Below are 15768 nucleotides of genomic sequence, written 5' to 3' on the forward strand. Positions count from 1 at the left end.
TTTCAGGTGGGGTAGGTACATAGACAAGGTATAGGGAAGGGCGGTGCAGTTCCAACGTATATTACGTGGGACTGCACCGCCCTTGTCTGCCTAACTCATAGGGCGAGGCAGGTGATTAGTGGCCGGTGAGGTAGGGCTCAACCAGCAGGCCGGAGAGAACAGTGGCCTGGAGGAAGACCAGGGCACAGACGGCCAGCAGCAGGATGAAGGACCAGCCGAGAACTGCCTTGAAGATTTCGGACTCCTTGCCTTCCATGTTGACCGAGGTGGCCGCGATGGCGAGGGACTGGGGTGAAATCATCTTGCCGACTACACCACCGGTGGTGTTAGCTGCCAGCATGAGTTCGGGGTGGGCACCGGCCATGCCGCCTTCTTGCAGGTGCTCAGCGGCGGTGACCTGGAGCTTGGAGAAGAGGGCGTTGGCTGAGGTGTCGGAGCCGGTGACGGCGGTGCCGACCCAGCCGAGGACGGGTGCCAGGAAGGCGTAGGCTACGCCGAGGGAGGCGACGTATTCACCGATGGCAACGGTCTGGCCGGAGTAGTTCATGACGAAGGCCAGGGCCAGGACCAGGGCGATGGTGACAGCTGACCAGCGCATCTTGTAGGCTACGGCGCCGATTTCCTTGAAGGCGTCAGCAACGGAGAGCTTGTACTTGCCGTTTTCGTTGAAGATGGCGTAGAGGACGGCGACCAGGATGCCGGAGATCAGCAGGTAGGTGCCGGGGTTGCCGAGCCATGCCCACTTGTAGACGGTGTCTACTGCGGTGCCGTCCGCCTTGAGCAGACGTTCAGAGAGCAGAGGCATATCGAACTTGACGACGGTGGTCTTCATCCAGTCGACGAGCGGGGTGTAGAGGTTGGCGACACCGAAGATGATGACAACGACCAGGTAGGGCATAAGGGCCATCCAGATGCGGCGGCCGGGCAGGTGCTCAACTTCGAGGGGGGCGGTGATGCCGTAGCGTTCGCGGACGCCTTCAACGCCGCGGGGCTTGACGAAGCGCATGAAGACAACGGCTGCTGCGATGGAGACGATGCAGGCTACGACGTCGGTGAGCTGGTAGACGAAGTGCGCAGAGGCCCACCACTGGGCAACGGCGAAGGAGGCGCCGATGACGGCTGCGTGCATCCAGGCGTCCTTGAGGCCCTTGACGCCGTCGAGGATCCAGAGCAGGATGAAGGGCACGAAGAAGGCGATGAAGGGGGCCTGGTGACCAACGAGGGCTGCGATGACGGTGGCGTCCTTGCCGCCCACTTCACCGGCGGTGGTGATGGGGATAGCGACGGCGCCGAAGGCTACGGGAGCGGTGTTGGCGATCAGGACGGTGGTGGCAGCCTTGAGGGGCTTGACGCCCAGGGCCAGAATCATGGTTGCGGTAATAGCAACGGGGGCACCGAAACCTGCCAGGGCTTCGAGCAGACCGCCGAAGCAGAAGGCGATGAGGATGGCCTGAATGCGCAGGTCGCCGCCACCGATGAGGTCGAAGGTGCGGCGCAGGTCTTCAAAGCGGCCGGAGAGTACGGTGACCTGGTAGAACCAGATGGCCATGAGGATAACCCAGACGATGGGGAAGAGGCCGTAGATGCCGCCGCGGAAGGCGGACATGCCGGCGAGATCCCAGGGCATGCCGAAACCGAAGATGGCAACGAGCAGGGCTACCAGCAGGGAGACCAGGCCGGCGACGTGGGCGCGGGCCTTGAGGCCGAGCAGCATGATAAAGAATGCCAACAGCGGCAGGGTGGAGACCAGGGCGCTGAGCGCGAGGCTTCCTCCTACGGCGTCGGTTACAGCGGTATAGGTATTTTCCACCGTATTCTCCTTAGTGATGTGTGGTATGGCTGGGCGTCACATCTGTGGGGCGCTGAGCCAAAAAATATGAGGTCTAACCTTCTGTGGTCAGACCATTGTTTTCGAGGTCTACGTTACATGAGGTGCTTCACTTCCGCCAAGCTATTGCTGTATCTACGTGCGGTATTTTTTCCACCCCTGTGGTTTTGTGGGCTTTAGAGGCGGTATAGATGTGCTTTTGTGCTGGAATGTGCATGCTCTTGTGGCTTTGATGGCCGGCGGACGCCTACAGCTGGGAAGCGGGGGAGCATTCAGTTTTCTTTGTGTGGTCAGACCGCTAGTTCATTTGCATAAGAAAATATGCCCTATTTAAAGTATCGTAAGCCCTGCTCCATCGTGTTAAATGAAGTGTAGGAAAAGAATCTAAACAGGCACCCTGCCCGCCTTTCTCATCCCACCCCGGCCACCGGCGTCCGCGCCCCTGCTGCGGCGAGAAGTACGCGGGCTACCCCTGCCGCACAGAAGAAGAGAGAACCAACATGCGTGTCGCACTGTTTTCAACGTGCATCGTCGACGCAATGTACCCCAAGGTAGCTAAGGCTACCGTTGACATTCTGGAGCGCCTCGGCCACGAGGTCGTCTTCCCGCAGGGCCAGACCTGCTGCTCCCAGATGCACGTCAACTCGGGCTACTTCGACGACGCTTACCCCATCGTCAAAACCCACGTACAGGCCTTTGAAGAATGGGACTTCGACGCCATCGTGGCCCCCTCAGGCTCCTGCGTGGCCTCCCTGGGGCACCAGCAGCCCATGATTGCAGAGCGTGCAGGCGACGACGCCACCGCCCGCGCAGCCGCCTCACTGGCAGCCCGCTCCTTCGAGCTTTCCCAGTTCCTCATCGACGTCTGCGGCATCACCAACGCCGCCGAACAACTGGGCTCCTACTTCCCCGAGAAGGTCACCTACCACTCATCCTGCCACGGCATGCGCCTGCTGGGTCTGGGCACCCGCCAGGAAGACCTGATCCGCACCGTCGAGGGCCTGGAATACACACAGATTGACGGCCTTGACCAGTGCTGCGGCTTCGGCGGAACCTTCTCCTTCAAGAACGCAGATACCTCCGGCGCCATGGTTGCCGACAAGGTAGAGAACATCGAAGCAACCGGCGCATCGGTCTGCACCGGCGGCGACTCATCCTGCCTGATGAACATCGGCGGTGCTCTCTCCCGCAAGAACTCACCCATACAGACCGTACACTTCGCCGAGATTCTTGCATCCACCAAGGAAAACCCGCTCAAGGTCACCGGCCCCGTAGCTGTTACCGCAGGAGGTAAGTAAAGCCATGTCAACCACCGCACTCGGCATGCCCAAGGTCCGCCACGGCGTCGGCAACATCTTCGAATTCGAGCCCTTCCCCGAATACGCAGAGAAGGAACTCCAGAACGAGCAGCTGCGCGCCAACCTGGGCTTTGCTACCCACAAGATCCGTAACAAGCGTGCCGCCGTCATCTCAGAACTGCCCGACTGGCAGGATCTGCGCACCGCAGGTTCCATGATCAAGCAGAAGGTCATGGCCAACCTCGACACCTACCTCGAAGAGTTCGAAAAGAACTTCACCGCCCGCGGCGGCCACGTACACTGGGCCCGCGACGCCCACGAGGCCAACGAAATCGCCCTCAAGCTGATCCAGGCTGAAGGCGTCACCGAGGTCAACAAGATCAAGTCAATGGCCACCGCCGAAACCGGCCTCAACGAGTTCCTTGAAGAGCACGGTATCCACGCCATCGAGACCGACCTGGCAGAAGAAATTGTCCAGCTGGGCGACAACGACCGTCCCTCCCACATCCTGGTGCCCGCTATCCACCGCAACCGCACCGAGATTCGCGACATCTTCCTCAAGAAGATTGAGGGCGTCAACCCCAACCTCACCAACGACCCGGCAGAACTGGCAGAAGCCTCCCGCTTCCGCCTGCGCGAGAAGTTCCTGACCAACAAGGTCGCCATCTCAGGCGTCAACTTCGGCATCGCCGAAACCGGCACCATGACCATCGTTGAGTCTGAGGGTAACGGCCGTATGTGCCTGACCCTGCCCGATACCCTGATCACCTTCATGGGCATCGAAAAGCTGCTGCCGACCCTGCAGGACCTCGAGGTCTTTACCCAGCTGTTGCCCCGCTCGTCCACCGGTGAGCGCATGAACCCCTACACCTCCATGTGGACCGGCGTCACCCCCGGCGATGGCCCCCAGAACCTGCACGTCATCCTCATGGACAACGGCCGTACCGCAGCTCTAGCTGACCAGGTCGGACGCCAGGCCCTGCACTGCATCCGTTGCTCCGCTTGCATGAACGTTTGCCCCGTCTACGAACGTGCAGGCGGCCACGCCTACGGTTCCACCTACCCCGGTCCCATCGGTGCGATTCTCTCACCCCAGCTCGGCGGTATCGAGAACCAGTACAACTCCACCCTGCCCTATGCCTCCTCCCTCTGCGGCGCCTGCTACGAGGCCTGCCCCGTGAAGATCAACATCCCCGATGTGCTGGTTCACCTGCGCGGCAAGGCCGTTGACCACGAGAAGGCCCAGGGCGAGTTCGAAGGTGGCAAGAAGGAGCGCCACGTGCAGATGGACGCCATGATGTTCGGTGCCAAGAAGCTCTTCAGCTCCGGCGCCCTCATGGCCCTGGCCACCAAGGGCCTGCCCGCCTCCAAGCTGATTACCGGCAAGAAGGGCAAGATCACCAAGCTGCCCGGCATCGTCGGTGGTTGGACCGAATACCGCGATATCCCGGCACCCCCCAAGACCTCCTTCCGCAACGAGTGGAAGAAGGAGCGCGGCTCCGCCCCCAAGCGTGTGGGGGGCGAACGCGTTGATCTGCAGGCCGTCATCGCCGCTAACCAGGCTAAGCTTGCCGAGGCCCACGCTAACGCCGAGACCGCTAACCCCATTGCCCCCAAGGAGGCCAACTAATGTCTGATGCAAAAGCAGAAATCCTGGGCCGCATCCGTGCCTCCCTCTGGGATAACCCCCAGCCGGCTGAGCCCGTCCGCGCCTACCGCCGTGAAAGCGACAAGGGTAGCGAGGAAATCATCGAGATGCTGGTTGACCGCCTGATTGACTACAAGGCTAACGTCTACCACGAAACCGAAGAGACCATCGCCGCCCGCGTAGGCGAGCTCCTGGGCAAGTCTTCTCGCTATGTGGTGCCCACCGGCCTGAAGACCGAGTGGCTACCCGAAGACACCGCCGCCCGCTCTCGCGTGGTGGACTCCGGCAATGCGAATAAGCCTGGCGCCCTGTCGGTGCGCGAACTCGATGCCATCGATGCTGTGGTCACATCTTCGACTGTCTCTTGCGCTGAAACCGGCACCATCGCCCTCAACAGCACCGAGACCGAAGGCCGCCGCGCCATCACCCTGGTGCCCGACCACCACATCTGCGTGGTTCCCGTGGACACCATCGTGGAGCTGATTCCCGAGACCGTGGCTCGTCTGAACTTCGACAAGCCCATCACCTGGATCTCAGGCCCCTCCGCAACCTCAGATATCGAGCTGATTCGCGTTGAGGGCGTACACGGCCCCCGTACCCTGGATGTCATCATTCTCAAGTAGGCTACATTAGCTCCTTGATACCAAAGGGCCCCCTTGCTTCAGCAAGGGGGCCCTTTGGTATCGGTGGGCAGTAGCAGCGTGAGCGCAATACTAGGAATTCGGACGCTTGATGACAGGAACCGCGCCCGTTGCCGCCCGCACCGCGGCGGCCCGCTCTAGCTTCTTAGCGCTACGACGCTGCCGCGAGCTTGAGCCGCCATCGTCACCTGAGCTGCTACCGGCGTCCTTGCGCCCCACCGCCCCAAGGGCCGAAGCCCAGAGGGGAAAGAGCAGGACGGTTAGCGCCCCACCTGCAACCAGCAGGGAGGCGTGCTGTTCACTGAGCAGGTCGTTCGCTAAAGCAACCTCGGTCACCGCCACAATGATGGGCAGACCTGCCGCCGAGTAGAGCCCCAGCTGTAGCTTCTCCTGGGTGGTGGTTAGCTCCGAGCCGGTGTTGAAGAAGTGCTCGGCAGCTACCACGGGCAGGCCACGCACCAGCAGAATACCGAGCACAATCCCGGCGAGCAGAAGCGGTTGCTCCCAGACCACCGAGACCTTAATACCCATGCCGGAGCTGACAAAGAAGAGGGGGATCAGGAAGGAGAAGCCCAGGGCCTCAAGGCGCTTTGAGAAGGGTTCAAAGGCACCCTCGGGGGTGAGAGAGCGCAGGATGATACCGGCGGCAAAAGCGCCGAGCACCACATCGAGCTCAAAGACCGCGGCGACCATCATGAGGGTAGCCAGAAGGAACATGGCCAGGCGGAGCATGGTCTGGCTGGTGGTGTTAGCCTCAGCTGCCATGGTGCGGCGCAGGCCAGGAATATGCTCGAAGAGGCGGTGGGGCACAACCGCTGAAATAACCGCGATGACCATAAAGGCCAGCAGAATCAGCACCGCAACCCAGGGGGCATGCGATGAGAGCAGCAGGGACATTGCAAAGATAGGGAGCACCTCGCCGATAGCCCCGTGCACCATCACCCCGTCGCCGACTTTCGTGCCCGCCTTACCGTGGCTTTTGAGCAGGGGCAGCAGGGTGCCCAGGGCGGTAGAACTCAGGGCAATGCCGACGACCGCGTAGGTAGAGAAAGACCCCGAAAACTGGGAGAGGCTCATGGCCAGAACCAGGCCGAGGGTGAAGCTCACCAGCCAGGACCCCACAGCGAAAGCCCCCTGGCGTCCGCGCAGGGCTCCGGCGTTAATTTCGTAACCAGCCAGCAAAAAGAGCAACCCCAGACCCAGGTCTTTGACCAGGGCCACCCCACCGTCGGTGCTGGCAAGCCCTAGAACCTGCGGACCGATCAGAACGCCGAAGATAATCAGGAAGACAACATCAGGGATTTTCTTCTTCACCAGGGCTGACGCCAGGGGTGCTAAAAGCGCCGCAGCGGTAATCCAGAAGATAGAAATATACTCGCTGGTCGCCGATGAACCGGCGGCCAGAAGGACGACGTCGGTGGAGTGAGTGCTCATAGTGACTTTCAGAGAGATGAGGGGCAACCTAACCAGTGTGCCATGGCTTCCCCTGACCGCGCAGGGCGGCGGGGCAGTGTTAGGCTAAAGCAGGTATTTATTGAGGAGTATTGCGTGACCGACCTAAAAACCGCAGGCCGTGTTATCGGTATTGACCTGGCTCGCTGTGCTGCCCTGATCAGCATGTTTATCGCCCATGGAGCCCCCGGCGGCGGGACCGGTGGGGTGCTGAACCTGAGTGAGTTTCTGACCGCCCCGCTCTTTGCCTTCCTCTTGGGGGCAGGTGCCCTCTTTTCGTCTCAGCGTATGAGCTTCCCCGCCCTCTTCGCCTCCTCGGTAGTACGAGCTATTGTGCTAGTTGCTCTGGGGCTCTACATCGGTACCTGGGGCGCCCAGGTCGATATCGTACTGGAGTACTTGGGGGTATTGAGCCTGCTCATGGCCCCCCTTGTCTTCCTGCCCTCCTGGGCCCTGGCCCTCCTGGCCGTGGGCACCTGGTGGTTTGCGGCGTCCGCCCGGACCTACTTCCGCCCCCAGGCTATGCAGGCATCTCTCGACGGCAGCTACACTGCCTACCTCTACGAATGGATGTTCACCGGCCAGAACTACCAGGTCTTTACCCTGCTGACCTACGCCTGCATCGGTGCGGTGATCGCCTTCCTCATCGAACGCTGGGGTGTCTGGGGCGATGTAGCCCTGGCCCTGCTGGGGAGCCTAGCCACTGGCGGTCTCTTCTGGTACTCCCGTTTTGCTGTTGCAGAGTTCCTTCCCTACACCTCCAGCCGGCTTGAGATTGCCTTTAGCCTGGCAGCCTGCCTGGCGACCGTGGGCTGGTGCTGCCTGCTGGCGCGCGCTCTAGCCGGGCGGGAGCACCTGGCCGGTGCCCTGGTGGGAGCCGGGCGCATGACCCTTTCCCTCTACGTGCTCCAGATTGCCGTGCTCGCCCTGTACGCTAACTACGCTCCGACCTACGGCCTGCCTGCATCTGATAACTCCTGGGCCATGATGTTCGGCCTGATTCTGGGTGCCCTGCTCTTTGCCTGGGCCTGGCAGCGCCTGCTTGGGCAGACCTTCCTGCGGCGCGGCCCGCTTGAGACTCCCTTAGCCTGGGTCTCTGGCAGGGGGTAAACTCTCAGTATGCATACTTCTTCTTCGGAAACCGGCTCTATCAGGGCCGGTTCCTCTTCACGCACCTGGGTGCGGGTTGCTCTTGCCGTCCTATTGACCCTTACCTGGCTTGCTGTGGCGGGTATCGGCGGGCCCTACTTCGGAAAAATCTCCGAGGTCTTAACCAACTCCCAGACCGACTTCCTGCCGGCGTCCGCTGAATCTACCCAGGTGGTAGAGCAGCAGGGCGACTTTCTGGGCACCGACGCGGTGCCTGCCATTCTCGTCTTTGAAGCCGACGGCTCTCTCACGGACTCCCACCAGACCTACCTGGAGGGCCTGACCGACCAGCTGGCGGCGTCCGGAACTTTCACCGGTGAAAGCTCACCCGTGATTTACTCTGAGGACGGCCGGGCGGCCGAACTCATTCTCCCTATCTCCACTGAGCTCGAAACCCGAGAGGTCGTTGACGCTATCCGGGCAGAGATAGCCCAGGCCCCCGACGGCCTCACCGGCTACGTGACCGGCCCGGCCGGCTTCTCGGCCGACCTGGTTGAGGCATTTGGCGGTATCGACGGCATCCTGCTGGCAGTTGCCCTGATTGTGGTCTTCGTGATTCTGCTGGTGGTCTACCGCTCACCTCTGCTGCCCATCATCGTGCTGACCAGCTCGATGGTTGCCCTCTCGGGCGCTATCTTCGTTATCTGGCATATGGCGAATGCCGGCTGGGTGATGATCAATGGCCAGGTGCAGGGAATCCTGCTGATTCTGGTGGTCGGCGCCGCCACTGACTATTCCCTGCTTTACGTAGCCCGCTACCGTGAGGCCCTGACCCAGCACCTCTCGCGCTGGGAGGCAACCCGGGTTGCCTGGCGCGGGTCCCTCGAACCGATTCTGGCCTCCGGCGGCACGGTGATTGCTGGCCTGCTGTGCCTGCTGCTCTCTGAGCTGTCCTCGAACAAGGCCCTGGGGCCCGTGGCAGCTACCGGCATCGTGCTGTCCATGCTGGCCTCGCTGACCTTCCTGCCCGCCGTCCTGGCCCTGCTGGGCAGGGTTGCCTTCTGGCCTGCCCGTCCCCGCTATTCCGCTGAGGTTAAGGACGCCTCAGCCGGCTTCTGGGCGAAAATTGCGGCTTTCGTGTCGGGCAAGCCCCGCACAGTCTGGCTGGTCACGGCTCTGGTACTGGCTATCTTCGCCGGCTTTTCTGCGACTTTCCAGGCCAACGGGGTGCGCCAATCTGACCTGGTGCTGGGGCAGTCCCAGGCACGGGACGGCCAGAATGTACTGGCTGAACACTTCCCCGGTGGCTCAGGCTCCCCGGCAAATGTAATTGTGCCTGCTGCCGAGCAAGATACCGCAGTGGCTGCCCTCGACGGGCTCGACGGGGTGAGCTCCATTGCCGCGGTAGCCCAGGAGTCACCCGCTGGTACTGTGCCGGTGGGCGCTTCTGCTGAGTCAGTGCCGCCGGTTTTTGCCGGTATTGCCCCCACTGAAGTTGAGGGGCGCGTCATGCTCCAGGTGACCCTGGCCGACCCCGCCGACTCACCGCAGGCAGAAGAGACCGTACGCCAGATGCGCGAGAGCCTTGCCAGCGCAGCTCCCGGCTCGCTGGTTGGCGGGACGACCGCGTCCGCCCTCGATACCATCGATAGCGCCCAGCGCGACCGGGCCCTGATTATCCCGGTAGTGCTGGTCGTTATCACCCTGATTCTGATGGTTCTGCTGCGCTCAATTCTGGCACCGCTGATGCTGGTGGCTGCCACCGTGCTCTCTTACCTCACCGCCCTTGGCGTCTCAGCCCTAGTCTTCAACCACGTTTTCAATTTCCCCGGTGCTGACCCTACCGTGCCCCTCTACGGGTTCGTCTTCCTCGTCGCTCTGGGTATTGACTACACCATCTTCCTGATGACCCGCGTGAGGGAAGAAGCCCTGCATCAGGGAACCAAGAGCGGTCTGCGCACAGCTCTGGTAGCAACCGGCGGTGTAATTACCTCAGCCGGTATCGTTCTGGCGGCCACCTTCGCAGCCCTGGGTGTTATCCCGCTGATTTTCCTCGCCCAGCTCGCCTTCATCGTTGCCTTCGGCGTACTACTCGACGCCACTGTAGTGCGAGCTCTGCTCATACCGGCACTCGTTGAAGATATCGGCAAGAAAATCTGGTGGCCTTCAAAGCTCTCCCGCTGAATCTAGCTCGCTGAGCCGAACTGCTGAAACCCATGCAAAAGGGCCTCCCTGTGTGCCAGGGAGGCCCCAATTTTTTGAGTTCAGGTGATTAATCGGCCAGGAACTTCAGGTAGTCAGCAACGAACTGATCAACGTTCTTCTGCTGCTCTTCGTCCAGTTCTAGCTTGCCGGTGCCCCAGGCCTCACCGGGGATGCGGACGCCCAGGCCCTCGCCCTCCATCAGGTCGGCTCGAACGTAGGGGACCAGGCTACGCAGGTGCTCGCGCACGAACTTACCGTAGGTTGAGTTGGCGACCGAGGCAACGCCGACCTTCTTGCCGTTCAGTACGGTGGGGGTGGTGTTATCGCCCGCGATGACGGCGCGTGAAGCCCAGTCAATCAGGTTCTTCAGGCGGGCAGGGTAGGAGCCGTTGTATTCGGGGGAGACCAGAATCAGGCCGGCCGCATTAGCAATATCGGCGCGTAGCTTTTCGACGGAGGCCGGGGCGGGGAATTCGGAGTTCTGGCTGAGCAGGGGAACTGCCGAGAAATCGTAGACCTCAGCGCGCTGGCCCTCATTTTCTAGGGCTTCTACGAGCTGCTCGGCGAGCTGGGTGTTGAAGGAACCGTCGCGGTCTGAGCCGGAGATAACGAGAATTTTCTGTAACACGGGTCGTCCTTTCACTTCTGCATTTTTCTTCAGCTTACACCCAATAAACTTTACAATGCAAGTATTATGACGCTGTGTGACCCTATGGGGGCAAAAGCGGGCAACAAAAAACCGCCCCCGGCTAGATCCAGGGGCGGTTATGCTTGGTCGGGATGACAGGATTTGAACCTGCGGCCTCGTCGTCCCGAACGACGCGCGCTACCAAGCTGCGCCACATCCCGATTGTTGCGTATAACAACCTCTCAAGTATAGCGCGGTGGTCTTAAGCCTGCCAAATCACCCCGATTTAGCCCTCGGTACTGTTGTTCTCTTCCCAGGCCTGGGCCATAGCGGCAAAGCGTCCGCCGGCCTCGACCAGGGCGGCGGGGGAGCCGTCCTCCACCACGCGCCCGTCCGACACCACCAGCACCCGGTCGGCGGTGAGGACCGTGGAGAGTCGGTGGGCAATCACCACAGAGGTGCGCCCCGCCAGCAGGGACTCAAGCCCCTGCTGCACCAGCTTTTCGGTGGGAATATCGAGGGAGGCTGTGGCTTCGTCCAGGATTAGGACGGCCGGGTCGGCGAGGAAGGCCCGAGCAAAGGAAATGAGCTGACGCTGGCCCGCAGAGACCCGCCCACCGCGCTTAGAAAGGTTAGTATCGAAACCCTGGGGTAGGCCGGTGATGAAGTCGTAGGCCCCGACCTTGCGGGCCGCCTCGAACACCTCTTCATCGCTGGCGGCCGGGTTGCCCAGGCGGATATTGTCGGCCACGGTGCCCTTGAAAAGGTAAGCCTCCTGGGTGACCATGACGACCTCACGGCGCAGCTGCTCATCGGATAGGTCACGCAGGTCTACCCCGTCGAGGGTGAGCTGCCCGTGGGTGACATCGTAGAACCGGGCAATGAGTTTGGCGATGGTTGATTTACCGGCACCGGTTTCGCCCACCAGGGCTAGGCGCTGCCCCGCAGGAATATCAAGGTTCAGGCGGTGCAGGGCGGGGCGTCCTTTGACGTACTCGAACTCAACCTCGTCAAAGACCAGGTGGCCGCTTGCGGGAGCGGCTCGGCGGGCCGGACGTTCGGGCTCGGCAACCTCAGGCTCTTCAGCGAGAAAGCCTGAGACTTTTTCGAGGGCAGAGACCGCTGACTGGAACATGTTGTAGTAGTCCGAGAGCATGAAGATGGGTTCAAAGACTCGGTTGGCGTAGATGACCAGAGCTAGCAGGGTACCAGCTTGCATGGAGCCGCCCAGAATGGAGTAACCGCCAATGACCAGCACAATGGCCACGAAGGTGTTACCCAGGGCCTGTAGGGCTGGCATATAGGTACCGTGCACCTTGATGGACTGCATGACGCGCACTCGGTAGTCCTCGGCGGCTTCCGCGTAGGCTGCACGGGAGCTTGCCTCGGCGCGGAAGGCCTTGACAGCGGCCAGGCCGGTGAAGGTTTCGGCAAAGCGGGAGATGATGCGGGCGGACGCCACCCGCTGGGCCCGGTAGGCCAGTTCAGATTCGCGGCGGAACCAGGCGGTGAGCCAGGCGACGGGAAGCATCATCACAAGTAGGGCGAGTCCAGCCCGCCAGTCCATGAGGCAGAGGGCCACGATGGTAAAGGAGATGGAGAGCAGCATGGCTGCAAGCTCAGAAAGCCCCGAGTCGAGGAACTGCCGAATCGTATCGAGGTCACTGGTGAGGCGGGAGATTACACGGCCCGAGGTGTAGGTGTCGTGGAAGCCTACCGAGAGTTTTTGGGCGTGCTCAAACATGCGCTGGCGCAGGTCAAAGAGCACCTTCTGGGAAATCTTGTAGGTGAGCAGAATGTTGGTGTAGGTCGCTAAACCGGCCACGACCGCTGCCCCTACATAGAGGGCTGCCAAGGTAAGCGCGTAACTGCTGTCTCCCGCCAGCAGGGGTTCTAGGGCATCGTTGATGGCCGTAGAAATGAGCCAGGGCATCGCTGTGGTCAGGGCCGTTGCCAGGATCACCAGGAAAAGGGTGAAGAGCAGGTGGCCCCGCACCGGGCGCAGCACATCGAATAAGAGGGCTACCGACCGGCGGCGAACAGCCTTAGCCTCGCTCTTAGAGAGCTGAATCTTATCTTCTGAATCGGTAATTCTCTGGCTCATCGTCCGCCCTCCTGTATCTCGCTCTCAACCTCACCGGCGTCCGCCGGCCTTGTGGGGGTGAGCTGGGTGTCGGTGCTCATGAGGTCGCGGTAGACGGGGTTGCCGAGCAGCTCGGTGTGGGTACCTACCGCAGCTACCTGCCCCCGGTGTAGAAGTACGACCCGGTCAGCCAGGGCCACTGTAGAGGGCCGGTGGGCCGTGAGCAGGGTGGTGGTCTCGGTCAGCTCCTGCTTGAGTAGACCCACCACCTTTTCTTCTGTCGTCACATCGAGGGCAGAGAGCGGATCATCGAGTAGAAGGACGGCCGGGCTCGCGGCGATAGCGCGCGCTAGCGAAAGACGCTGGCGCTGGCCGCCAGATAGGCTCATGCCTTCTTCGCCGATGACGGTATCGATTCCATCAGGGAGCTGGTACACATAGTCAGCGGCAGCCACGGTCAGGGCGCGGGTCAGAATGGCCTCTTCCTCAGCAGGGGTAAGTTCGCTGCGGTCTAGACCCAGCAGGACGTTATCGCGCACGCTCGCCGAAAACAGCAGGGGGTCTTCAAAGGCAATTGCCACCTGGGAACGCAGTTCAGGCAGGGGAAGGGCGGCGATATTGCGACCGTTTAGGCTAATGCTTCCCGCGGTCGGCTCATAGAGCCTCTGCACCAGCTGAAGCACAGTAGACTTACCCGACCCGGTCGAACCGACCAGGGCAATAATCTCCCCCGGGCGCACCTGCAGAGTAAAGCCGGTGAGCACCTGCTGCTCCTGCTCCCCGTAGCTGAAGGCAACGTCCTTAAAATCGAGGCGGGCAGCCGCCGCTTCGGGGCGCTCGCGGTGGGCAGGCAGAATGTCGATATCTTCACCGGCCTCGCCCACCATGACCTGGCGGTGGCGGTCCATCGAAACACTCGATGCCAGATACATGGAAATCAGCATGCCCGAGCGCTCCACCTGGGTAAACAGGATGGTGGCGGTTGCGAAATAGCTGGTGAGGGCACCGACGGTCATGACGTCCGTACTGACCAGGTGCAGGCCCCAGAGGAGAGCCAGGCAGAGGGAGGCTCCGCTAATGAGGGTGGTCTGCATACGGACCCGCCCCATGGCCCGGCCTCGCGCAACTTCAAGGTCTAGTAGTTCTTGGGCTTCTTGGCGGAACCCGGCCAGGGCATGCGGGCCTCGCCCTAGCGCCTTGAGCACGCGTAAGCCCTGCACCGATTCTTCGACGGTTGTTGCCAGGTCACCGGTACGTTCTTGGGCCTTGCGGGTCAGGGTGCGGAAGGTCAGCACAAACCGCCAGACGCAGAAGAGGGTCAGCGGCATGCTGGCCAGGAAGACCAGCCCCAGCTGCCAGGAGCCGGTAAACATGTAGAAACTACCGACGGTTACCTGGACGGCTACGGTAATGATTTGGATCAGGCCGAAGGCGGTCCAGCGGCGGATAGTGCCCAAATCACTCATGGCACGGGTCAGGAGTTGGCCCGAGGGCCAGCGGTCGTGGAAGGCCACGGGGGAGCGCAACAGGCGGTCGAAGAGGTCGATGCGCATGGTGTTTTCTACCGTGCTGGCGGGTTCAATAACCAGCTGCCTACGCAGGAAGAAAAGGGCAGATTGGGCTAGACCCAGCGCAAAGACCAGGGCGCCGCCTGCCCAGACCGCTCCCACGGTGGGCTGGTCGGTCAGCATGGCATCGACAATCCAGCCCAGCACCTGGGGGATGGAGATAGCGATAATGGCTGCGGTGAGTGCTACGAAAAGCCCGCAGACCCAGCGCGAGCGAATAGGACGGGAGTACTGCCAGAGGGTGATGTCCTGCTCTGTGCGGGCACCGTAGGGCACAGGGGGAGGCGTGGGTATGGGGGAAACGCGCAGTAGTCGAGAAGCCATAGTAATCTATCTTACATTTGCATTCCTGCAAAAACCAGATAGGTTACCGGGCCGTCAGCGTCACCAGTACAGCCTCGGGTGGGCAGAAGAGTCGCACCTGGGCATAGCGTGAGGTGCCCAGGCCAGCCGTTACCTGCACAGGTACGTCCCCCTGGTAGGAGAGGCCCTTAGCCCGGGCCGGGGGTAGGTCACAGTTGGACACTAGGGCCCGCCCACCCGGGAGGCACACCTGCCCACCGTGGGTGTGGCCCGCGAAGATAGCCTGGGCGCCGTCGTCCGCAAACCGGTCCAGGGTGCGCAGGTAGGGGGCGTGGCAGACACCCAGGCGGACGCTCGGGCCCGGCTCCGCGTCGAAAGCGGTGGGGGAGAAACCGGGGTGGCGATCGTACTCCAGGTGGGGGTCGTCCACCCCGGAGAACTCTAGGCGCAGCCCTCCGAGGGTGAGCGTCTCATAGCGGTTAATCAGCCCTACCCAGCCGCGGGCATCGAAGGCATCGTGCATCACCTGGGTGGGGAGTACCGCGCGGGTTTGGTCGTTGGCCTCGTCCCCGGTGTTCTTCTTCCAGAGGTAGCGGGCCGGGTTTTTGGGCACCGGGGCAAAGTAGCAGTTAGAGCCCGGCACGTAGACACCCGGGAAATCCAGCAGGGGGTCCAGGGCCTCTAGTAGGGCGGGAAGGCCGTCGAGGTGGGAGAGGTTATCGCCGGTATTGATGGCCAGGTCAGGCTCTAGTTCGGCCAGAGAATGCATAAAGGCGGTTTTCTGGGCCTGCCCCGGAATCATATGCATATCCGAGATATGCAGAATCTTAAAATCGGGGCTACCTTCCGGCAGAATCGGCAGGGTTTCCCGGCGCACCTGGAAGTTATTGAGCTCAATAAAGTGGGCATAAGCGGCCGTGGCGGCCCCAGCTACGGCACCCGCTGCCAGAACCGCTGAAAGGGTCTGGGTAAGAGCGCCAGCTGAAGCCGCCACGCCACGAGAATTCTGAGAATTCAAGGGAGTC

General features: G+C 61.7%; 11 protein-coding genes and 1 tRNA gene. 5 read left to right on the plus strand and 7 right to left on the minus strand.

What is annotated here, in order from left to right:
- Nucleotides 1-115 precede the first annotated feature (115 nt).
- Nucleotides 116-1810 carry an L-lactate permease gene (locus tag ACEE43_RS10270; RefSeq protein ID WP_449107564.1) on the minus strand — a complete coding sequence of 565 codons (1695 nt, stop codon included), beginning with the start codon at nucleotides 1808-1810 and terminating at the stop codon, nucleotides 116-118.
- Nucleotides 1811-2328: 518 nt separating this feature from the next.
- Between ACEE43_RS10270 and ACEE43_RS10275 the strand changes: the two genes are divergently transcribed.
- The 3 genes from ACEE43_RS10275 to ACEE43_RS10285 are packed head-to-tail and all read left to right on the plus strand — an operon-like array spanning nucleotide 2329 to nucleotide 5397.
- Nucleotides 2329-3126: a (Fe-S)-binding protein gene (locus ACEE43_RS10275; RefSeq protein ID WP_449107565.1), complete on the plus strand. Its 798-nt coding sequence runs from the start codon at nucleotides 2329-2331 to the stop codon at nucleotides 3124-3126.
- A gap of 4 nt (nucleotides 3127-3130) precedes the next feature.
- The gene (locus tag ACEE43_RS10280; RefSeq protein WP_449107566.1) at nucleotides 3131-4756 is read left to right on the plus strand and encodes a LutB/LldF family L-lactate oxidation iron-sulfur protein; all 1626 of its coding nucleotides are present in this window, start codon (nucleotides 3131-3133) and stop codon (nucleotides 4754-4756) included.
- A complete protein-coding gene (locus ACEE43_RS10285) occupies nucleotides 4756-5397 on the plus strand; it encodes a LutC/YkgG family protein (RefSeq protein WP_346874916.1) in 642 nt (213 codons plus the stop codon). Before ACEE43_RS10280 ends, ACEE43_RS10285 begins: the two co-directional genes overlap by 1 nt.
- Nucleotides 5398-5487: 90 nt before the next feature.
- Here the strand turns inward: ACEE43_RS10285 and ACEE43_RS10290 are convergent, their stop codons facing one another.
- On the minus strand, nucleotides 5488-6849 hold the full coding sequence (locus ACEE43_RS10290) for a cation:proton antiporter (protein ID WP_449107567.1): 1362 nt from the start codon (nucleotides 6847-6849) through the stop codon (nucleotides 5488-5490).
- Between the two features lie 114 nt (nucleotides 6850-6963).
- Between ACEE43_RS10290 and ACEE43_RS10295 the strand changes: the two genes are divergently transcribed.
- Both ACEE43_RS10295 and ACEE43_RS10300 read left to right on the plus strand, forming a co-directional pair.
- A complete protein-coding gene (locus ACEE43_RS10295) occupies nucleotides 6964-7977 on the plus strand; it encodes a hypothetical protein (protein WP_449107568.1) in 1014 nt (337 codons plus the stop codon).
- A gap of 9 nt (nucleotides 7978-7986) precedes the next feature.
- Complete coding sequence (locus ACEE43_RS10300; RefSeq protein ID WP_449107569.1) at nucleotides 7987-10140, plus strand: MMPL family transporter; 2154 nt, start codon at nucleotides 7987-7989, stop codon at nucleotides 10138-10140.
- An 88-nt stretch (nucleotides 10141-10228) separates the two neighbouring features.
- Here the strand turns inward: ACEE43_RS10300 and ACEE43_RS10305 are convergent, their stop codons facing one another.
- The 5 genes from ACEE43_RS10305 to ACEE43_RS10325 form a co-directional block, all read right to left on the minus strand.
- On the minus strand, nucleotides 10229-10789 hold the full coding sequence (locus ACEE43_RS10305; RefSeq protein WP_449107570.1) for an NADPH-dependent FMN reductase: 561 nt from the start codon (nucleotides 10787-10789) through the stop codon (nucleotides 10229-10231).
- Between the two features lie 144 nt (nucleotides 10790-10933).
- A tRNA-Pro gene (locus ACEE43_RS10310) sits at nucleotides 10934-11010 on the minus strand.
- A 65-nt stretch (nucleotides 11011-11075) separates the two neighbouring features.
- Nucleotides 11076-12893, minus strand: a complete 1818-nt coding sequence (locus ACEE43_RS10315; RefSeq protein WP_449107571.1) for an ABC transporter ATP-binding protein — start codon at nucleotides 12891-12893, stop codon at nucleotides 11076-11078.
- Nucleotides 12890-14764, minus strand: coding sequence for an ABC transporter ATP-binding protein (locus ACEE43_RS10320; RefSeq protein ID WP_449107572.1), 1875 nt, complete (start codon nucleotides 14762-14764; stop codon nucleotides 12890-12892). The genes ACEE43_RS10315 and ACEE43_RS10320 overlap by 4 nt, the downstream gene beginning before the upstream one ends.
- A gap of 43 nt (nucleotides 14765-14807) precedes the next feature.
- On the minus strand, nucleotides 14808-15737 hold the full coding sequence (locus ACEE43_RS10325) for a metallophosphoesterase (protein WP_449107621.1): 930 nt from the start codon (nucleotides 15735-15737) through the stop codon (nucleotides 14808-14810).
- Nucleotides 15738-15768: the final 31 nt, after the last annotated feature.

The organism is Rothia sp. 11254D007BW (assembly GCF_053548195.1).